This is a genomic window from Pseudomonas sp. HY13-MNA-CIBAN-0226 (assembly GCF_040310305.1).
In the GTDB taxonomy this organism is placed as follows: Bacteria; Pseudomonadota; Gammaproteobacteria; order Pseudomonadales; family Pseudomonadaceae; genus Aquipseudomonas; species Aquipseudomonas gregormendelii.
Genome location: NZ_JBEOPS010000024.1, coordinates 40,896 through 60,015 on the forward strand (window position 1 = coordinate 40,896; position 19,120 = coordinate 60,015).

Below are 19,120 nucleotides of genomic sequence, written 5' to 3' on the forward strand. Positions count from 1 at the left end.
AGAGGCGTGGGCGACGAAAGGGCGACACGCCTCAGTCGATTCGGGCCTTGCTCAACGCCTGGTGCAGCTTGTCCCGCAGCTCCCGCCCACTGAATGGCTTCTGCACCACGGCTGAAGCTTCCAGCCCCAGTACGTCCACGTCCGCGTAGCCGGTGACGAACAGTACGGGCACTTCGGGGGTGCGTTCCCTGATCAGTTGCGCCAGCTCGCCGCCAGTCATGCCAGGCATCGCGAAGTCGGTTACTACCACGTCAATCCCAGGTCCGAGCTTTTCCAGGGCCTGTATCCCGTCCTTCGCCTCTTCAACGCTGTAGCCCAGTGATTCGAGCATCTGCACGGTGACCGCGCGGACTGCGGGGTCATCGTCGACCAGCAGTACGGTGCGCCCCTCCACCACGGCTTGATGCGCCACGTCCGGCTGAGCTTCTACCGCAGCTGCAGCGGTTTTTTCCACGCTGGGCAGGTACACCATGACTTTGGTGCCCACACCCAGTTGTGTCTCGATTCTCACGCCGCCGCCGGACTGCTTGGCAAAACCGAACACCTGCGCCAGGCCAAGGCCCGAGCCCTTGCCGACTTCCTTGGTGGTAAAGAACGGTTCGAAGGCCTTGAGCAAGGTGTCATCGCTCATACCGCTGCCCGAGTCCTGGATGGACAGGACTGCGTAGCGGCCTGGCTCAGGGTTTTCAGGGCGAACCGCAGGCTCGGTGATTTCGGCGTTAAAGGTCGAAAAGCACAGCGTGCCTCCCATTGCCATGGCATCCCGGGCATTGATGGCGAGGTTGAGGATGATCATTTCCGTCTGGGTTGGGTCGCCCATGGCGTGCCACAGCTCGGGGCACAATTCGCTCTTGATCCAGATGCTGCCGCCCAGTGCCCGCGCCAACAGGCTGCCCATGCCGCGAATGGTGTCGTTGAGGCTCAGAACCACCGGTTCCAGGCGTTGCCGGCGCGAGAACGAGAGCAGTTGTGCGGTCAGCCGGGCGCCACGCTCGCCGGCCTCGATGACGTTTTGCAGGCGGCGGGTGGTCTTGTCCAGCGTGCCTTTCTCGACGTCGCGGATGGCAAAAGCGGTGCTGGTCAGGATCACCGTCAGTAAGTTGTTGAAATCGTGCGCAACGCCAGCGGTGAGTTGCCCGACGACCTCCAGGCGCTGCATCTGTTGCAGTGCGGCCTCAACCCGCTCGCGTTCCTGGATCTGGTCGCGCAGCCGCTGGTTGGCCGCGGCCAGTTCGTCGACGACAGCGCGCTCTTCGGTGATGTCGCGAACGGCGGCATACATCAGTCCGTTTTCCGGCACGATGGTCCAGGACAGCCAGCGATAGTCGCCGCACAAGTGGCGCATGCGATTGACGAAGCGGGTGGAGACGTTTCCGCGCGCGATGCTTTTAGTTTCGCGTACGGTCGCCTCGAGGTCCTCGGGGTGAATCAGTTCCCACAAGCGCATCTGGCTGATCTGTTCATGCGACCAGCCCAGCGCGGCTTTCCAGGCCGGGTTGAACGCAATGGGGGTCATGTCCAGGCGCAACACGGCCAGCAGCTCCCGGGACAGTTCCCAGGTGCGGTCGCGTTCGCGAGTGCGCTGCTCGACCCGCTGCCCGAGTGCCTCATTGAGCTCCACCAGCTCTTCGGTCGCGCGTTTGCGTTCGCTGATGTCTTGCATGACCCCGGTGAATCGCACGCATTGACCGTTCTCGAACACCGAGCGGCCATTGGAAAAAATCCAGCGCTGGCGGCCGCCCTGCAGGATGACCCGGTACTCGACCTGATAATCCGCCTGGGCGGTCATGGCTTCCAGGACTTTGCCTTCAACCAGCAAGCGGTCGTCGGGGTGGCAGCGGTTCAGCAGATAAGCCAGGTCAATCGACGCAGTCGGCGGCAGCTCGTACAGCGCTTTGCAGCGCTCGTCCCAGAGCAACCGGCCGGTGCTGGGTTCAAGCTCCCACACGCCCATCTCTGCCGCCTCAATCGCCAGCCGCGCACGGGCCTCGACCTCCTGCAAGGCGGCTTCCGCCACCAGCCGCTGCTTGCGCTCGCGCACTTCCGAAACGGCACGGCGCACGGCCTTGGGCAGCATCTTGAGGTTTTGCTTGAGGACGTAATCCACCGCCCCCAGGCGAATCATCTCCACGGCCTGGTGTTCACCGAACATGCCGGAGAGAAAGATGAATGGGGTCTGTGGGGCGATTTGCTGTGCGATCTGCAGCACATCTGCGCCGGAAGACCCCGGCAGCAGGTAGTCGCACAACACTACATCGTAGCTGCCGTGGTCGAGGGCCTGTTTCGCCCCTTTATGGTTGTGAACCAGGGTCGAATCGACCTCGATACCACTTGCCTCCAGGGTCAATACAGTCAACTCGGCGTCGTGAGGACTGTCTTCGATGAGGAGGATTTTCAGCTTGTTCAGTGGCATGTAGTTCAGCTGTGCATGTTCATCGAATGATCAGGAATTAGAGCGGCGCACGGTTCTGACAGAGCCCGGTGGCGGTTCGTTCAGCACCGCCCAGAAAATACCCAGGTCGGAAATGGCGCCCACGAACTCCTTGAATTCCACGGGCTTGACCACATAGGCGTTGACGCCCAACTGGTAGGCGCGCGACAGGTCCGGCTCTTCCCGGGAGGAAGTCAGCATGACCACCGGGATGCTGCGCAGCTCTTCAGCCGAGCGAATCGCCTCCAACACTTGCAGGCCATCGACTTTCGGCAATTTCAGGTCCAGCAGCAGCACCGCCGGGTTGCCGTCGGCACGTTCGGAGTGGGCGTTGCGGCGGAACAGGTAGTCCAGCGCCTCGGCGCCATCCCTGACGACGACTACGTCGTTGGCTAGCTGGCTGCGCTCAAGTGCGACCAGTGTCAGCTCGAGGTCGTTGGGATCGTCTTCTACTAGCAGGATCGGTTTAAGCATGGCGGTTTCTCTGTGTCATCGAGCGACTGGGCTCAGGTGTTTTTTTGGAAGGGTCATCGAGAACGTGGCGCCCTGGTCGAGGACACCCTCGGCCTTGACGGTTCCGCCGTGGCGCTCAACGATCCGCCTGACGTTTGCCAGGCCGATACCGGTTCCCTCGAACTCATCCATGCGGTGCAAGCGCTGGAATACGCCGAACAGTTTGCCGGCGTACTGCATGTCGAAGCCCACTCCGTTATCCCTGATGCTTACAGTCACGGTGTCGGCGGTCTCAGCCGCCGTGATTTCAATCATGGCGACTTCTTCGTTGCGGGTGTACTTGATGGCATTGGCGACCAGGTTACGCATGGCCAGGTGCAGGAACGCGGGGTCGGCGACGATGATCGGCAGCTCGCCGGTCTCCCATTCAATCGTCCGGCCTTGGTATTCCGGCTCCATTTCCCGCTTGATCGACTCGATCATCGCGGCGAGATTGACTTCGGAAAGGCGCATGGCCGAGCGGCCCATCTGCGAGAAACTCAGCAGGTTGTCGACCAGTGTCCCGGCAAATTTTGCCGACTCCCCAATGGTGCCGAGGAAGCGTTGGCCGCGCTCGGTCAGGTTGTCCTGTTCCATGTCCGTGAGCAGCTCGGCGTAACCGGCGATATGCCGAAGCGGGGCGCGCAGGTCATGGGAGACGCTGTAGGAGAACGCCTCGAGCTCTTTGTTGGAACGTTTCAATTCGGTGGTCATCTGCGCCAGCTCTTCAGCCTTGCGCAGGACGATGCCCAGCACCGCGAGGCGCAACTCGGCGACGCCTTCGATCTCGGTTTCGTCCCAGGGCGTGGAGTAGCCCTCTACTGTCTCGTGCCACTTGGCAAAACTCTGGCGCGGCGAGAGTGAGCCGCTGACATCCACCACTTTCTCCGGCTTGCCCGCCCAGTGCACCACATGGGTCTGCTCGGGCTTGAACCACAGGATGTAGTTGGAGTGGACTTCGGAAATCGATACCGCCAGCACACCACCAATGGATTTGGCGAGGCCAGGCAGGTTCGGGATGTCGCGGCCGACATTGTCGCTTTGAAATACGTCCGAGCCCTGGCGATTGTTCAGCCAGGTGGCGAGAGACTGTATCTGGTTTTGCGGTGGGGTGAGGCCATACAGGTCGCACTCGGTATCGGACACTACTGCCGCGCCGCTGGCGCCGACGAAACCCAGGAACACGTCGGGCAAGGATTTCAGGCCGTTGAGCACGCTGTCGTGATCGGCCATGGCCCCGAGCATCTGCACGATCTGCTTTCTCAGGCTGAGCATTTTCTGGCTGCGCAGGTGGGCGCCCTTGGTCTCGACCTGCAGCGACAACACCCGGCCCAGCAGTTCACAAGCGGTTCGGGTCTGGAAACTCACATCCCGTGGCGCATGGTTGTGGCAGGAAATCAGCCCCCACAGTTGGCCATCCTTGACAATGGAAATGGACATAGAGGCACCGGTGCCCATGTTGCGCATGTAATGCAGGTGCACCGGTGAAACGCTGCGCAGCGTGGCAAAGCTCAAGTCCAGCGGCTGACCGGTGGCGCGATTATGCGGGGGGATGATCGGCGAGGGTACGTAGTTGACGTCAGCGATGATGCGAATGCGGTTGGAACAGTAGAGTTCGCGGGCTTGCTGCGGAATATCGGACGCCGGAAAGCATAGCCCCAGGTATCTGTCGTAACCCTCGTCAGCCAGTTCGGCGTTGACCACGCCATTGCCTTCCTTATCGAACCGGTACGCGTTCACCCGGCCATAGCCGGTGATGCGCTTGATGAACCCGACGGAGCGCAGGCACAATTCATCGACGCTTTCGTCTTCACGCATCTGGCTGATGAACGAACGAATCAGCGGGTACAGCCGGCCATGGGCGCTGGAGGCATCACTGGCGGGCTCGAACTCGGCAATCAGCACGCCGTCGTTACGATGCAGCATCATCGCGAACAACTGACCGGCCCGGTCACCTTGGAGCAGCGTGGTGTCGCCGACATGAAACGCTTGCAGCTGTTCCTCTTCCAGGTCGCTCAACTGATCGACGAAGGCCGAACCGCTCTTTACCAGGTCATCCAGGTGCATGCCCAGCAGTTGCGAAGGGGCTATTTCGATCCAGTCAGTCGCGTTCTCGCTGACTTGCACCACCGTCATGCTGGCTTCGTCGATCACCAGCAGAAACCCTTGGGGCTGAATGCTGCCCGGGGTCCTTATGGGTTCGCGGGCGCAGTTGTCGATAGCGGCCTGGAGCTCGGCAGCGATTGCGGTTGTGGTCAAAATGTTCCCCTTTAAGGCGTTAAAAGCGGTTGGCGTTTACCTGGCTGAGCTTTAGGTCGCCAAATCCATTCGCTTTAAAAAGTGCACGATACATTAGCAAAAAAAACCGGCCAGCAGTGGCGGCGGGCTGTCCTCATGTAAAGATTACGACCAGCCGCCTGCGCGTTTGTTCGCCTGGGTGCGCGCGTGCCATTTTTGCCAAACGGGGCTTTTACGCGCAGCACTCCAGACGTGTACCCTTAAGTGGAGGTTAATCGTTTTACCTGTGGCCGCATCAGGCCCCAAATCCAGGGCTTATCTCCATGAATTCAGTTGTTGGTCGTGCTGCCGTGTGCCCATTGCTCCAGGATTTACGCTCCGGGACCGGGACGCTGCACATCGCCCTTGAGAAACGCCTGCCGTTCTTTTCCCCGGCGCTGGACCTTGCACACTACCGGCGAATCATCCAGGCCTACTGCGGTTTTTATAAGCCCCTGGAGCGACGCCTGCTGGAGCATGCCGAAATCCTCAGCGAATTCGGTCTGGCGGACAGACTGAAAACCCCGACCCTGTGCTTCGATTTACTGGCGCTGGGGCTGACTGAAAGCGCGATTGCCGACCTGCCGCAGTGCGCCGCGCTCCCCGCCATCACATCCAGGGCAGACTGTCTGGGAGTCCTGTATGTATTGGAAGGAGCCACCTTAGGTGGTCAGATCCTGCGCCGCGAGATCGCGACCCGGCTGGGTCTCGACGCCAGCACGGGGGCGGCATTCCTCGAAGTCTATGGCGCCGCGACCGGACGCCGTTGGCGGGAGTTCATCGGCCACCTGGGTGCTGCAACCCTTGAGGCACCCGCACGTGACCGCGCAGTGACGGCAGCCCGTCATACCTTCGCCTGCTTCGAAAGCTGGTTGGACAGCGCCTCGGTATTGTTACCCGCCGGGGAGTAAGCACGCTTGGCCTCGAGGAACGACTACTGACAGACCGACTATTTCCACCAGCCGTTGTTTCACCTGAAGATGACGCTCTTCGTGCTGATCCTGCTATTGGAACTGGCGCCGATGATCACGCTGATCAAATGGCGAATTGCACGGGGAAGGGGCGGTAGACGCTGGGCGTGCAAAGCTGTTCGCACGGATCAGTCATGTGGAGGCGATGCCGGTATTGCTGATGGTGGTGGCCACAGGTATGGCGCGAGGGGTGACCTTTGCTTAGCCAGCTTTGGTTCAGGTGCGTTGCACTGGAATTCTAGCCAGCCGAAGCTCAGGGGCGAACGGGCTGGCTACTGGGTGTCGCAAGATCAGTTCTGTGGCTTGTCCGGTGCGGTCAGGCCAGCCTGAATGCGCTGGTAGATCTCTTCGCGATGAACCGCGACGTCCTTTGGGGCATTGATACCAATCCTGACTTGTTGGCCGCTGACGCCGAGGATGGTGATCGTAATGTCATCACCAATGTTTATGCTTTCACCGACTTTGCGGGTGAGTATCAGCATGGTCTTCTCCTTGATTGCTTTGTAGGGCACCTGATTCGAACAGTGCAGAGGTCGGTGGTACGTATAGATTAGTGCGAAGTCTCACAATTTGGGTGCCTCTTTCTGACGCGCAGATGCAGCATTAATTCCCAAGGCGTAACTATACAGAGGCCGCACCCATCATTCTCGTTGTTTTATCTCGATTTTTCGGCCCTAAAGAACTATTCATGAATGCTAAAATGCCTGCTTTAAGCATTTAGAGGGACAACTCGTGCGCAAATGGGTCTGGGTAGTGGCAATACTGGCGTTGGCAGGGTGCGATCAAGGCAAGCGCGGCGACGTGCCACCGCCGAAGCCGACAGTCGCCACGTCGCCCGCCGCAGCTGCCGCGCCACAGTGGGATCTGGAAGTTCGGGGCGAGATCACCCAGGCCGTCAGCGACCTGAGCGGCTGGTTGATCGAGCACAGTTTTGTTTCCAGCGTGGTCAGGGAAAACGGCAAGACGCGTATCCTGATGGGCCCCTATGGTTCCGAGGCTGAGGCCAAGGCCAAGCAAGCCGAGGTGCAGGCCGCGCTGGTGCGGGCGAAAAAACAGAATATCGAATTGCTGGTGATCGAGCGTCCGCTGAGTCAGTAAGACTCCCATGCACTTTGCAGGGGCGAGCTTGCCGCAGGCGGCGTTCCGACGAAGAACCAACGGGCACCGCGTTTTCCAGGCTTCACGCGTTATCGTTGACGTTCTTCGCGAGCGAGCTCGCTCCTACAAAGTTCGGTGTTCAATCAGCCGCAGGCTTTGAGGTCGACCGGGCCGACGAACTCATTGCCGCGTCCCATCACACACGCCACCGTCTGGTTGCGCTGGCTTTCCCAGGCCTGTACCGGGTAGGTCTTGTTCCAGGCTTCGTAGAGCTGCCGATCCTGCTTGGACAGGCGCAACCCGTACTGTTTGCTCATGTAGAAGTAAGTGCGTGCGATCATTCCGCGAATAGACGGGCGCGGCATGACTTTCTTCGCCTTGAAGTCGACCTGGGTCAGGCACGAGCCGTATTGCCTCGATTGCACCGGCAGCCAGCCGAAACTGAAGTTGCTGCGGTCGCCGTTCACTTCGCCGATGCTCGGCACCAGGTTGTGCAGGTCGGCTTCCGCCTTCTGGTACACCGCGTCGTATCGGGTGCAGTTCTTGCGCCCACCTTCCTGCCAGCACTGGCGCTGATGACCAATCTGCCAGGCCGGCACGATATGCTCCCACTCGATGCGCGCGGCGCGCTTGGCATTCTTGCGCGGCACGTAACCACAGGCGGACAGGTTGACCTTGTTGCCCGTGTACTTGCAGCCGCAATAGAACTCGGTCGACTGCGGTGCGTAGAGTTTCCAAGCGACTTTCTTGGCTTCGGAAAAGGTTCGCGGGGCTGCTGCCTGGGCGCCCATGGCGCAGAACAGCATCAGTAAAGCTAAACAACGGACACTCATCGACTCAGTCTTCCTTCGGCACAACCCAAAAAATCTGCACGCCGCCATCGTCGCGGTAGGCGAGGGTGACGTTATCGTTTTCGTCGATTTCTTCGAGCAACTGCTCCCACTCGTTCACGGGTTCGTCGGGCAGGCGGAAGATCAGCGCGGCTTTGGCTTTCTGCGCGGTGGGGGAATTGATGATTTTCTGAACGCGCATGCCCATGCGTGCGTAGGAATCGGGAGCGGAGGAGGCGGTGGTCACGGAATTATCCTTATTAAGCTGTACGTGCATACAGTATTAAACTGTAGGAATTATCGCAACTGCTTAAAATTCAAGAAATTCCTCTGACAGCGGTTTTCGCTTTTTGGTGTAGGAAGGGGGCAGGTTTTTTATCAGGCCCCTGACCCCTTCAGGAGAAGTCAGGGCTGCCCGACCGGAATCGGTCGGGCGAGGAGGGATCAATACTCCCAGAACATCCGCTGCAGTTCTTTGCTGTCATTGGTCTTGGTCAGCGCAACCATGGCCAGGATGCGGGCTTTCTGCGGGTTCAGGTCGTGGGCCACCACCCAGTCGTTCTTGTCATCCGGTTGTTCGGCATTACGCAATACGAAACCGCCGGCATTGACGTGGGAAGAACGGATGATTTGCACGCCGTCCTTGCGCAGCGCCTGCAGGGCTGGAACCACGCGCGAAGACACCGAGCCATTGCCGGTACCGGCGTGGATGATGGCTTTGGCGCCAGATTGCGCCAGGGCCTTGTACGCGGTGTCGCTGACATTGCCGTAGGAATAGGCGATTTCAACGGCGGGCAGGCTCTTGATGTCCTTGATGTCGAATTCCGAATCCATGGTGTGACGCTTGGCCGGCAGGCGGAACCAATAGGATTTGCCTTCGACTACCATGCCCAGCGGACCCCAGGCGCTCTTGAACGCTTCAGTCTTGATGTTGATCATTTTGCTGACGTCACGACCCGACTGGATCTCGTCGTTCATGGTCACCAGCACGCCTTTGCCTCGTGCGTCCTTGCTGCTGGCGACAGCCACAGCGTTGTACAGGTTGAGCATGCCATCAGCGGACATCGCGGTGCCCGGGCGCATGGAGCCGACGACGATAATCGGCTTATCGGTTTTTTCCACCAGGTTGAGGAAGTAAGCGGTTTCTTCCAGGGTGTCGGTGCCATGGGTGATGACGATGCCGTCGACGTCGCTGCTGTCGGCCAGTTCCGCCACGCGGCGGCCCAGTTGCAGGAGGTTGTCGTTAGTGATGCTTTCCGAGGCGATTTGCATCACTTGTTCGCCACGCACATTCGCCAACTGGCTCAGTTCCGGAACGCCGGCGATCAATTGCTCGATGCCGACTTTCGCCGCCTGGTAGGTGGCACTGTTGGCTGCGCTGGCGCCTGCGCCGGCGATGGTGCCGCCGGTGGCGAGGATCACCACGTTGGCCAGTTTCTGTTCGGTCTGGGTCTGGGCTTCTTTAGCCTGGAGCGCGGTAGGCAGGAGGAGGAGCAGGGCCAAAGTGCCCGGAACGAAGGACTTAAGAGCAGATGTCATTATTTTTTTCTCTCTTGTGGTGAGACGGTGCTGATTGCAGGTCTTCCAAATGGCCCCGGCACACCTGAATGCCGGGGTGGGAGTGAGAGAGCAGGATCCATACCAGCTGTAATGTGTAACGAAACTATTTGTAAGCTAATGATATGTAACAAATATTTGTGTCATGAGCGCAGGCGTCCGTAACCAGTTCGTCCGGGCTTCCGAACAGTGACGGTTTTTTTGTTCGGTCTACCGAAAGTCCCTGCACATGCTGTTGAAATGCGCGTTCAGGTGCTCAATTGCTGCTCGCCCCCCTAAAGAAACCGCAGTCCCGGTCGATGCCCCTGTAATGGATCGTTCAAGAGGGATTGGAAATGTCGTTGACCGTCGCTTTGTCGAATGCGCGTGTGATCAATATTGGCAACAAGCCTGCGGACGCCGCTGTTAAAACAACAGCCGAAGCCACCGCGCAGGCTGCGACCCCGGAAGAGGGCGATAAAAAACCCTTGAGCGTGGCGCCTGCCCAGCAAGACGCAAAAGCCGAGAGCAGTAGCAGCAGCCAAAGTGTTACGGTGCAGATGTTGCTCAAGCGCATGAAGCAACTGCAGCAACAGTTGCGCGAACAACAGCAGCAACTGGCAGCGACCGAGGCCACCAAATTTGCCAACGAAGAAGCCAAGGCGACCGCGGTCATGGCGGTTCAGCAGCGCATTGCCGACACCGCAGGGGCAATCGCCCAGGTGGCGGGCGCGCTGGCCAAGGCGCTGACTGAGGGTTCGACCAGTGGCAGTATGGTCAGCACCTCGGTCTGACTTATGTCCTTTATGCGATCAGCATTGCCGGGCGTTGACAAATCTTTGCAGGGTTCGCATAGTTCGGTCTTCGCAAACGTTTGCGCAGTGTTCTGATAGCCTGTTCCTACAGAACGCTGTATAGCCTACGCCAGCGCAAGCGTTGCTCAGAATAATCATAAGATCGGAGTGAACCCATGAAGCTGCCATTCGCTGGACGCCTTCTCGCTGTCGCCATGCTGGCTGCCGCATCCGCCGCATTGCCCATCTCCTCGGCCTTCGCCGAAACCCCGGAAAAACCTAAAGTCGCGCTGGTCATGAAATCCCTGGCCAACGAATTCTTCCTCACCATGGAAGACGGCGCCAAGGCTTACCAGAAAGAACACTCCGCCGATTTCGACCTGATCTCCAACGGCATCAAGGACGAAACCGACACCGCTGGGCAAACCCGTATCGTCGAGCAAATGATCCTGGCCAAGGTCAATGCCCTGGTGATCGCGCCGTCGGATTCCAAGGCCATGGTGCCGGTGATCAAGAAAGCCATCGATGCCGGTATCACCGTGATCAACATCGATAACCAGCTGGACCCGGCCGTGGTCAAGAGCAAGAACATCAGCGTGCCCTTCGTCGGGCCGGACAACCGCAAAGGCGCACGCCTGGTCGGTGAGTACCTGGCCAAGCAGCTAAAGGCCGGTGACGAAGTCGGCATCATCGAAGGCGTGTCCACTACTACCAACGCCCAGGCCCGCACCGCAGGCTTCAAGGATGCAATGGAGGCAGCGCAAATCAAGGTGGTGTCACTGCAGTCCGGCGACTGGGAAATCGACAAGGGCAACAAGGTAGCCGCTTCGATTCTCAGCGAGTATCCGCAGGTCAAGGCGCTGCTGGCCGGTAACGACAGCATGGCCGTTGGCGCGGTGTCTGCGGTGCGTGCTGCGGGCAAGGCGGGCAAGGTCCAGGTGGTGGGTTACGACAACATCAACGCCATCCAGCCAATGCTCAAGGACGGTCGCGTCCTGGCCACCGCTGACCAGTTTGCCGCCAAGCAGGCGGTGTTCGGCATCGAGACTGCTTTGAAGATCATCAAGGGCGAGAAAGTCGACAGCGGCGCCAATGGCGTGATCGAAACCCCGGTCGAGCTGGTGACCAAGTAGTCCTTCTGGTGACGCAAGGTGCTCGCTCCTGGTGAGCGAGCGCATGGAGAGTTTTTATGTCAGTTTCCGCTGTGAACGCTGTCCTTTCGGTCAGCGGTATCGGCAAGACCTACGCCCAGCCTGTCCTCACCGGCATCGACCTGACGCTGATGCGCGGCGAAGTGCTAGCGCTGACCGGTGAAAACGGCGCGGGTAAAAGCACGCTGTCGAAAATCATCGGCGGGCTGGTGACGCCGACTACCGGGCAGATGCAGTTCCAGGGCCAGGATTACCGTCCCGGCAGCCGCACCCAGGCCGAAGAACGGGGCATCCGCATGGTGATGCAGGAACTCAATCTGCTGCCGACCCTGTCGGTGGCGGAAAACCTGTTCCTGCACAAGCTGCCGAGCACCGGTGGCTGGATCAGTCGCAAGCAATTACGCAAGGCCGCGATCGAGGCCATGGCGCAGGTCGGGCTCGACGCGATCGACCCGGACACCCTGGTCGGCGAGCTCGGCATCGGCCACCAGCAAATGGTCGAGATCGCGCGCAACCTGATCGGCGACTGCCACGTGCTGATCCTCGACGAACCGACGGCCATGCTCACGGCCCGGGAAGTCGAAATGCTCTTCGAGCAGATCACACGCCTGCAGGCACGCGGCGTGTCGATCATCTATATCTCGCACCGACTCGAAGAGCTGGCCCGTGTGGCCCAGCGCATCGCGGTGCTGCGCGACGGCAACCTGGTGTGCGTTGAGCCCATGGCCAACTACAACAGCGAGCAACTGGTCACGTTGATGGTCGGGCGCGAGCTGGGCGAACACATGGACATGGGCCCGCGCAAAGTCGGCGCACCGGCGTTGACGGTCCGCGGCCTGACCCGTTCCGACAAGGTTCGCGACGTGTCCTTTGAAGTGCGCGCTGGCGAAATCTACGGCATTTCCGGGCTGATCGGGGCAGGGCGCACCGAACTGCTGCGGCTGATCTTCGGCGCCGATATTGCCGACAGCGGCACGGTGGCCCTGGGTTCGCCGGCGCAGGTGGTGAGTATCCGTTCGCCGGCCGACGCGGTCGGTCATGGCATTGCGCTGATCACCGAGGACCGCAAGGGCGAAGGCCTGCTGCTGACCCAGTCGATCAGCGCGAACATCGCCCTGGGCAACATGCCGGTGATTTCCCGCGGCGGCTTCGTCAACAACGGCGACGAGATGTCTCTGGCCCAGCGCCAGATCGACGCGATGCGTATCCGCAGCTCCAGCCCCACGCAACTGGTGTCGCAATTGTCCGGGGGCAACCAGCAGAAGGTCGTGATCGGCCGCTGGCTCGAGCGCGATTGCTCAGTGATGCTGTTCGACGAGCCAACCCGGGGCATCGACGTCGGCGCCAAGTTCGACATCTATGCCTTGCTGGGAGAATTGACCCGTCAGGGCAAGGCGCTGGTGGTGGTTTCCAGCGACCTGCGCGAATTGATGCTGATCTGCGACCGCATCGGCGTGCTGTCCGCCGGGCGCCTGATCGACACGTTCGAACGCGATTCCTGGACCCAGGATGATTTGCTTGCTGCCGCCTTTGCCGGCTACCAAAAACGTGATGCGTTGCTCAATGAAGCAGCGCCTAGGGACCTTCAATGAAAACTGCAACGCCTGTTGGCAAGCGAAGTGGCAACTTCTATGGCCTCGGTACTTACCTGGGCCTGGCCGGTGCCCTGTTGGCAATGATCGCGCTGTTCTCGGTGCTCAGCAGCCACTTCCTGTCCTATGACACCTTCAGCACCCTGGCCAACCAGATCCCCGACCTGATGGTGCTGGCGGTCGGCATGACGTTCGTGTTGATCATCGGCGGCATCGACCTGTCGGTGGGCTCGGTGCTGGCGCTGGCCGCATCGGCAGTCAGCGTGGCGATCCTCGGCTGGGGCTGGAGCGTATTGCCGGCGGCCTTGCTCGGCATGGCCATTGCCGCACTGGCCGGGACCATTACCGGCTCGATCACGGTAGCCTGGCGCATCCCGTCGTTCATCGTGTCCCTGGGCGTGCTGGAGATGGCACGGGGCGTGGCGTATCAGATGACCGGTTCGCGCACCGCCTACATCGGCGACGCCTTTGCCTGGCTGTCCAACCCGATCGCCTTCGGCATCTCGCCCTCGTTCATCATCGCCTTGCTGATCATTATCATCGCCCAAGCCGTGCTGACCCGCACCGTGTTCGGTCGTTACCTGATTGGCATCGGCACCAACGAAGAAGCCGTACGCCTGGCCGGGATCAATCCCAAGCCGTACAAGATACTGGTGTTCAGCCTGATGGGGTTGCTGGCCGGGATTGCCGCGCTGTTCCAGATCTCGCGCCTGGAAGCGGCGGACCCGAATGCCGGTTCCGGCCTTGAGCTGCAGGTGATCGCGGCGGTGGTGATCGGCGGGACCAGCCTGATGGGCGGCCGGGGTTCGGTGATCAGTACCTTCTTTGGCGTGTTGATCATTTCCGTGCTGGCGGCCGGCCTGGCGCAGATTGGCGCCACCGAGCCAACCAAACGCATCATCACCGGTGCGGTCATCGTGATTGCGGTGGTGCTCGATACTTATCGCAGTCAGCGCGCAAGCCGGCGGACCTGAGTCATGGCAACCATCAAGGATGTCGCTGCACTGGCGGGAATCTCCTACACCACGGTGTCCCACGTGGTGAACAAGAGCCGTCCGGTCAGCGAAGAGGTACGGATCAAGGTCGAGGCCGCCATCAAGACCCTCGACTATGTGCCGAGCGCGGTGGCGCGGTCGCTCAAGGCCAAGACCACGGCAACCATCGGCTTGCTGGTGCCCAACAGCCTCAACCCGTACTTCGCCGAGCTGGCGCGGGGGATTGAGGATTACTGCGAGCGTAATGGCTACTGCGTGATCCTGTGCAACTCCGACGATAACCCGGACAAGCAGCGCAGCTACCTGCGGGTGCTTCTGGAAAAACGCATCGACGGCCTGATCGTGGCTTCGGCCGGCGGTGATGCCGGGCTGGCGCAAGGTCTTGCCGCCGTGCGCACGCCGATGGTGATCGTCGACCGTGGCCTGGAAGGCGTGAACGCCGACATGGTGCGCATCGATCACGAGTACGGCGCCTACCTGGCCACCCGGCACCTGCTGGAACTCGGGCATCGGGACATCGCCACGATTGGCGGCCCGGCGAGTACCAGCGTGGCGCAGATGCGCCTGGCCGGTTTCTGTAGGGCCTTGAGCGAGGCCGGCATTGAAGTGCCGGGCGAGCGCATGCTGGAAAGCGATTTTACCAGCACCGGCGGTTACGCTGCGGCGGCGCTGTTGCTGGAAAACAATCCGCCCAGCGCCATTTTCGCCGGCAACGACATGATTGGCATCGGCGTACTGCGCGCCGCTGCCGAGCGCAACATTCGCGTACCGAGCGAGCTGTCGGTGATCGGCTTTGACGACATCCAGATGAGTCGTTACGTGTACCCGGCACTGACCACCGTCGGCCAGTCGATCCTGCAACTGGGCGAAATGGCAGCGGAAGTGCTGCTGCGCCGGATCGCCAGCCCGGCCATGGCTACCGATCAGCGGATCGTGACCCCCAGTATTGTCCTGCGAGAATCGACAGCGCCATTGGCGGGAGTCTTTGTCGAGTAGCGCTAACCAACCGCATCACTGAAACACAATTGACGAGTAGTGACGAATGCCAGCAAAAGTAGCGGTAATAGGCAGCCTGAACATGGACCTGGTCACCAGGGCGCCACGGCTGCCCCGTGGCGGAGAAACCCTGATCGGCCAATCGTTCGCCACGGTTTCCGGTGGCAAGGGCGCCAATCAGGCCGTCGCCGCCGCCCGGCTGGGCGCCCAGGTGTCCATGGTCGGTTGTGTCGGCAACGACGCTTACGGCAGGGAGCTGCGCGACGCACTGGTGGCCGAGCAGATCGACTGCCAGGCGGTCAGCACCGTCGAAGGCTCCAGCGGTGTGGCCTTGATCGTGGTTGACGACAACAGCCAGAACGCCATCGTGATTGTCGCCGGGGCCAACGGTGCGCTGACCCCGGCAGTCATCGGCTGCTTCGATGCGGTATTGCAGGCGGCCGATGTGATCATCTGCCAGCTGGAAATACCCGATGCGTCGGTCGGTCATGCGCTCAATCGTGCCCGTGAGCTGGGCAAGACCGTGATCCTCAATCCGGCGCCGGCCAGTCGTCCGCTGCCGGCAGACTGGTACGCCAACATCGATTACCTGATCCCCAATGAAAGCGAGGCCACGGCCCTGAGCGGTGTGCCCGTGGATTCCCTGGACTCCGCCAAGGTAGCTGCCGCCCGGTTGATCGCCCTGGGCTCCGGCAAAGTCATCATTACCCTGGGAGCCCAAGGTTCACTGTTCGCCAGTGGCAGCCGCCTGGAGCATTTCCCGGCACCGGTCGTGAAGGCGATTGATACCACGGCAGCCGGCGACACCTTCGTCGGCGGCTTCGCGGCGGCCCTGGCCAATGGTCAGGACGAAGCCGCAGCGATCCGTTTTGGCCAGGTGGCTGCGGCGCTGTCGGTGACCCGTGCCGGCGCGCAACCTTCGATTCCCACCTTGTCCGACGTGCAGGCGTTCAAACCATCATGAAAAAGACTCCTTTGCTCAACGTCGCCTTGTCGCGGTTGATCGCCTCCCTGGGGCATGGCGACATGGTGGTGATCGGCGATGCCGGCCTGCCGGTGCCCGCCGGCGTCGAGCTGATCGACCTGGCCCTGACCCATGGCGTGCCGGATTTCATCAGCACCCTCAAGGTGGTGCTCAGCGAGATGCAGGTTGAAAGCCACGTGCTGGCCCAGGAGATTCTCGATAAACAACCGACGGCGCTGGCCACTCTGGACGAGCTTGATGCCGCCGGCGAACTGGGCCGGCGCGAGCTGCTCAGCCACGACCAGTTCAAGGTGCTCAGCCGGCAGGCGCGGGCGGTGGTTCGTACGGGCGAGTGCCAGCCGTACTGCAACATCGTGCTGATCGCCGGAGTGACCTTCTAGACATTCGACATCACTGTTTCCTCACGCACAAGGAGTGCGCCATGCACCGCTATGCTCAGAAACTGCACCAACTGATCCGGAGTTTGCTGCTTTTGTCCTTGATTACTGCAACAGGCGCCCAGGCGGCGGAAAAGATCGACCTGATCATCGACACCGACCCCGGTGCCGACGACGTGGTTGCCTTGCTGTTTGCCCTGGCTTCCCCTGAAGAATTGAACATTCGTGCGCTGACCACCGTGGCCGGCAACGTGCGCCTGGACAAGACTTCGCGCAATGCCCGCCTGGCACGCGAGTGGGCAGGGCGCGAGGAGGTGCCGGTGTACGCCGGTGCAGCCCGGCCGATGATGCGCACGCCGATCTACGCCGAGAACATCCATGGCAAGGAAGGCCTGTCGGGTGTCACCGTGCACGAACCGAAAGCAGGCCTGGCCGAGGGCAACGCGGTCAACTACCTGATCGACACCTTGAAAGCCGCCAAGCCCCACAGCATCACGATCGCCATGCTCGGCCCACAGACCAACCTGGCGCTGGCATTGATCCAGGAGCCCGAGATCGTCCAGGGCATCAAGGAAGTAGTGATCATGGGCGGCGCGCACTTCAACGGTGGCAACATCACCCCAGTGGCCGAGTTCAACCTGTTCGCCGATCCCCAGGCGGCAGAAGTGGTGCTCAAGAGCGGTGTGAAGCTGACTTATTTGCCACTGGATGTGACCCACAAGATCCTCACCAGCGAATCGCGCCTGAAGCAGATCGCTGCCCTGAACAACAATGCCAGCAAGCTGGTGGGCGATATTCTGAATGAATACGTCAAGGGTGACATGGAACACTACGGCATGACCGGTGGCCCGGTGCATGACGCCACCGTGATCGCCTACCTGCTCAAACCCGAGCTGTTCAGCGGTCGTGCGGTCAATGTGGTGGTCGACAGCCGCGAAGGCCCGACCTTCGGCCAGACCATCGTCGACTGGTACGACGGCCTGAAGGCGCCGAAAAACGCGTTCTGGGTTGAAAACGGCGACGCCCAGGGTTTCTTTGACCTGCTGACCCAGCGTCTGGCGCGTTTGAAGTAAGCAGCAGTCGCTTCCCGCAGGTGCCAGCCTGCGGGAGTTACTTGGCCGCCGTGTACGCGGCGCCCATGTAGTTCACCGGGTACTTCTCAAATACCTGGGTGATGAACGACTGGGCCGCTTCGGTTCCCAGTTCCTTGACCAGAAGATCTATGCCGATGATTGCCAATTCTTCAGGGCTGCCGGGGCTGTAGGAGCTGTGGCCCTGCGGCCACTTGGCTTTGATGTCGGCATCGATACTTACGGTGGTCATGAATAGCGCTCGTGAATGGGTAGAAGTCTGTCTGCGAAGTTAACCATTTTGCGCGACGTTTGGCACTCCGACTTAGGCATGAGGGGAGGGCTATGCGACACTTGGTCTTCGAACAATGTCCAAGGACCACCCCGTGCAGATTGATTTGAACACGCCCGACGGCTTGACCCTGGATGCCGTTCGCCATTTGCTGGCCTCAGCCAGTGACGATGAGCACACCCAGTTGCGGGTGACTAAAGCCGGCATTGCCTATATATCCTCAGGTGTTGTCGGCGGTACCGACATCGGCGACCTGCTGTTTCGCCTGGAGACCTGGGCCAAGGGTTCCGGTTATGTCGGGCGCGTCGCCGCCAGCGATGAGGTGTGGGTGATGCAGATCTACAACGCGCTGAAAGAGAACTGGCCGAACCCGCCGTTCGACTACATCGACGTCTACTGAGGCTTGTTCATATTCAGTCACGATTGAACAATGATCAGCCTGCTGGTGCTCAGGCAAACTTGGCAATTATCCTGTCTGGGGGCAGGGTGCTATCAGCCACGGTGAAACCAATCACCAGAATGGCGGTCGCACGATCTCAGCTTAACTATTGAAAAGAGGAGGCTTCATGCCTTGGAAGCTCGCGTCATTGGGTACTTTGTTGGCCGCCACGTTGCTGGCTGGCTGCAGCAGTACGTCCTCCGAGTCGGCAACAAACCCTGTAGCGTCGACCGATACGGGTCACAGCCGCTGTGAAGCGAAGGCTGCCGAATTCGCCATCGGCAGGAAGGCTTCATCTGAATTGCTGGAGCAGGCCCGCACTCGCGCAGGCGCGCAGAATGCCCGGTTCCTGATGCCCGATGACATGGTCACCCTGGAATATCGCTCCGACCGCCTGAACCTCAATACCGATGCGGCTCGAGTGGTCACCCGCGTCAACTGCGGCTGACAGCGTCCGGCTTTTGTTGCACGCATAAAAAACCCCGTCACATGGACGGGGTTTTTTTAGTGCGCCAGAAACTTACTCTGGGCGAACCTGTGCAGCTTGCATACCCTTTTGGCCTTTCTCAGCCACGAAGGAAACGGTCTGGCCTTCTTTCAGGCTTTTGAAACCGTCGCTTTCGATAGCTTTGAAGTGTACGAACAGGTCGTCACCGCCACCTTGAGGAGTGATGAAGCCGAAGCCTTTTTCATCGTTGAACCACTTAACGGTGCCGGTTTGGCGATTAGACATGGTGTATCTCCAAGAAACATATATTTTTTCAGTACTGTGCTGCTCAGGCCAACTGGGCACA

At 60.4% G+C, this 19,120-nt stretch carries 21 protein-coding genes and 1 pseudogene; 13 read left to right on the forward strand and 9 right to left on the reverse strand.

The features are described 5' to 3' along the window. Nucleotides 1-31: 31 nt before the first annotated feature. From AAEZ05_RS23650 to AAEZ05_RS23660, 3 genes are read right to left on the reverse strand one after another with little or no spacing between them, the layout of a single operon-like run. Entirely contained in the window at nucleotides 32-2,413 is a 2,382-nt protein-coding gene (locus AAEZ05_RS23650; RefSeq protein ID WP_350649160.1) for a response regulator, read from the reverse strand. A 30-nt stretch (nucleotides 2,414-2,443) separates the two neighbouring features. Next, a complete protein-coding gene (locus tag AAEZ05_RS23655; protein WP_045057926.1) occupies nucleotides 2,444-2,905 on the reverse strand; it encodes a response regulator in 462 nt (153 codons plus the stop codon). Nucleotides 2,906-2,920: 15 nt separating this feature from the next. Continuing rightward, nucleotides 2,921-5,182, reverse strand: coding sequence for an ATP-binding protein (locus AAEZ05_RS23660; RefSeq protein ID WP_350649162.1), 2,262 nt, complete (start codon nucleotides 5,180-5,182; stop codon nucleotides 2,921-2,923). Nucleotides 5,183-5,484: 302 nt separating this feature from the next. On the opposite strand from AAEZ05_RS23660, the gene AAEZ05_RS23665 reads away from it, so the two are divergent. Together AAEZ05_RS23665 and AAEZ05_RS23670 are read left to right on the forward strand one after the other, a co-directional pair. Next, the gene (locus tag AAEZ05_RS23665; protein WP_350649164.1) at nucleotides 5,485-6,111 is read left to right on the forward strand and encodes a biliverdin-producing heme oxygenase; all 627 of its coding nucleotides are present in this window, start codon (nucleotides 5,485-5,487) and stop codon (nucleotides 6,109-6,111) included. Between the two features lie 33 nt (nucleotides 6,112-6,144). Beyond that, nucleotides 6,145-6,376: pseudogene (locus AAEZ05_RS23670) on the forward strand (DUF2214 family protein); the annotation flags it as partial. Between the two features lie 85 nt (nucleotides 6,377-6,461). Here AAEZ05_RS23670 and csrA read toward each other — a convergent pair. Beyond that, complete coding sequence (gene csrA, locus AAEZ05_RS23675; protein ID WP_045057924.1) at nucleotides 6,462-6,653, reverse strand: carbon storage regulator CsrA; 192 nt, start codon at nucleotides 6,651-6,653, stop codon at nucleotides 6,462-6,464. Nucleotides 6,654-6,903: 250 nt separating this feature from the next. Between csrA and AAEZ05_RS23680 the strand changes: the two genes are divergently transcribed. Continuing rightward, the gene (locus tag AAEZ05_RS23680) at nucleotides 6,904-7,269 is read left to right on the forward strand and encodes an SPOR domain-containing protein (RefSeq protein WP_205893190.1); all 366 of its coding nucleotides are present in this window, start codon (nucleotides 6,904-6,906) and stop codon (nucleotides 7,267-7,269) included. Nucleotides 7,270-7,412: 143 nt separating this feature from the next. On the opposite strand, the gene AAEZ05_RS23685 is transcribed toward AAEZ05_RS23680, so the two are convergent. The 3 genes from AAEZ05_RS23685 to AAEZ05_RS23695 form a co-directional block, all read right to left on the reverse strand. After that, entirely contained in the window at nucleotides 7,413-8,102 is a 690-nt protein-coding gene (locus AAEZ05_RS23685; protein WP_350649166.1) for an endonuclease, read from the reverse strand. A gap of 4 nt (nucleotides 8,103-8,106) precedes the next feature. Next, a complete protein-coding gene (locus AAEZ05_RS23690) occupies nucleotides 8,107-8,376 on the reverse strand; it encodes a DUF1654 domain-containing protein (protein ID WP_502947791.1) in 270 nt (89 codons plus the stop codon). A gap of 167 nt (nucleotides 8,377-8,543) precedes the next feature. Then, the gene (locus AAEZ05_RS23695; RefSeq protein WP_045057920.1) at nucleotides 8,544-9,638 is read right to left on the reverse strand and encodes an asparaginase; all 1,095 of its coding nucleotides are present in this window, start codon (nucleotides 9,636-9,638) and stop codon (nucleotides 8,544-8,546) included. Between the two features lie 353 nt (nucleotides 9,639-9,991). Here AAEZ05_RS23695 and AAEZ05_RS23700 point away from each other — a divergent pair, with 353 nt between their 5' ends. The 8 genes from AAEZ05_RS23700 to AAEZ05_RS23735 all read left to right on the forward strand — a co-directional run bounded on the left by AAEZ05_RS23700 (nucleotide 9,992) and on the right by AAEZ05_RS23735 (nucleotide 17,598). Beyond that, on the forward strand, nucleotides 9,992-10,429 hold the full coding sequence (locus AAEZ05_RS23700) for a hypothetical protein (RefSeq protein ID WP_350649170.1): 438 nt from the start codon (nucleotides 9,992-9,994) through the stop codon (nucleotides 10,427-10,429). 176 nt (nucleotides 10,430-10,605) lie between these two features. Then, on the forward strand, nucleotides 10,606-11,562 hold the full coding sequence (locus tag AAEZ05_RS23705; RefSeq protein ID WP_122838297.1) for a sugar ABC transporter substrate-binding protein: 957 nt from the start codon (nucleotides 10,606-10,608) through the stop codon (nucleotides 11,560-11,562). A gap of 56 nt (nucleotides 11,563-11,618) precedes the next feature. Then, a complete protein-coding gene (locus tag AAEZ05_RS23710) occupies nucleotides 11,619-13,172 on the forward strand; it encodes a sugar ABC transporter ATP-binding protein (RefSeq protein WP_350649172.1) in 1,554 nt (517 codons plus the stop codon). Then, entirely contained in the window at nucleotides 13,169-14,146 is a 978-nt protein-coding gene (locus AAEZ05_RS23715) for an ABC transporter permease (protein ID WP_205893187.1), read from the forward strand. Before AAEZ05_RS23710 ends, AAEZ05_RS23715 begins: the two co-directional genes overlap by 4 nt. A gap of 3 nt (nucleotides 14,147-14,149) precedes the next feature. Then, the gene (locus AAEZ05_RS23720; RefSeq protein ID WP_045057915.1) at nucleotides 14,150-15,163 is read left to right on the forward strand and encodes a LacI family DNA-binding transcriptional regulator; all 1,014 of its coding nucleotides are present in this window, start codon (nucleotides 14,150-14,152) and stop codon (nucleotides 15,161-15,163) included. A gap of 46 nt (nucleotides 15,164-15,209) precedes the next feature. Then, nucleotides 15,210-16,127: a ribokinase gene (rbsK, locus tag AAEZ05_RS23725; protein WP_350649175.1), complete on the forward strand. Its 918-nt coding sequence runs from the start codon at nucleotides 15,210-15,212 to the stop codon at nucleotides 16,125-16,127. After that, entirely contained in the window at nucleotides 16,124-16,528 is a 405-nt protein-coding gene (gene rbsD / locus AAEZ05_RS23730) for a D-ribose pyranase (RefSeq protein WP_045057913.1), read from the forward strand. The genes rbsK and rbsD overlap by 4 nt, the downstream gene beginning before the upstream one ends. A 41-nt stretch (nucleotides 16,529-16,569) precedes the next feature. Then, nucleotides 16,570-17,598 carry a nucleoside hydrolase gene (locus tag AAEZ05_RS23735; protein WP_045057912.1) on the forward strand — a complete coding sequence of 343 codons (1,029 nt, stop codon included), beginning with the start codon at nucleotides 16,570-16,572 and terminating at the stop codon, nucleotides 17,596-17,598. Nucleotides 17,599-17,635: 37 nt separating this feature from the next. Here AAEZ05_RS23735 and AAEZ05_RS23740 read toward each other — a convergent pair whose 3' ends face one another. Next, nucleotides 17,636-17,848 carry a hypothetical protein gene (locus AAEZ05_RS23740; RefSeq protein WP_045057911.1) on the reverse strand — a complete coding sequence of 71 codons (213 nt, stop codon included), beginning with the start codon at nucleotides 17,846-17,848 and terminating at the stop codon, nucleotides 17,636-17,638. A 133-nt stretch (nucleotides 17,849-17,981) separates the two neighbouring features. Here AAEZ05_RS23740 and AAEZ05_RS23745 point away from each other — a divergent pair, with 133 nt between their 5' ends. Together AAEZ05_RS23745 and AAEZ05_RS23750 are read left to right on the forward strand one after the other, a co-directional pair. Then, on the forward strand, nucleotides 17,982-18,287 hold the full coding sequence (locus tag AAEZ05_RS23745; RefSeq protein ID WP_045057961.1) for a hypothetical protein: 306 nt from the start codon (nucleotides 17,982-17,984) through the stop codon (nucleotides 18,285-18,287). A 166-nt stretch (nucleotides 18,288-18,453) separates the two neighbouring features. Next, nucleotides 18,454-18,774, forward strand: coding sequence for an I78 family peptidase inhibitor (locus tag AAEZ05_RS23750; protein WP_045057910.1), 321 nt, complete (start codon nucleotides 18,454-18,456; stop codon nucleotides 18,772-18,774). Between the two features lie 72 nt (nucleotides 18,775-18,846). On the opposite strand, the gene AAEZ05_RS23755 is transcribed toward AAEZ05_RS23750, so the two are convergent. Then, the gene (locus tag AAEZ05_RS23755) at nucleotides 18,847-19,059 is read right to left on the reverse strand and encodes a cold-shock protein (protein ID WP_003179963.1); all 213 of its coding nucleotides are present in this window, start codon (nucleotides 19,057-19,059) and stop codon (nucleotides 18,847-18,849) included. Nucleotides 19,060-19,120 lie beyond the last annotated feature (61 nt).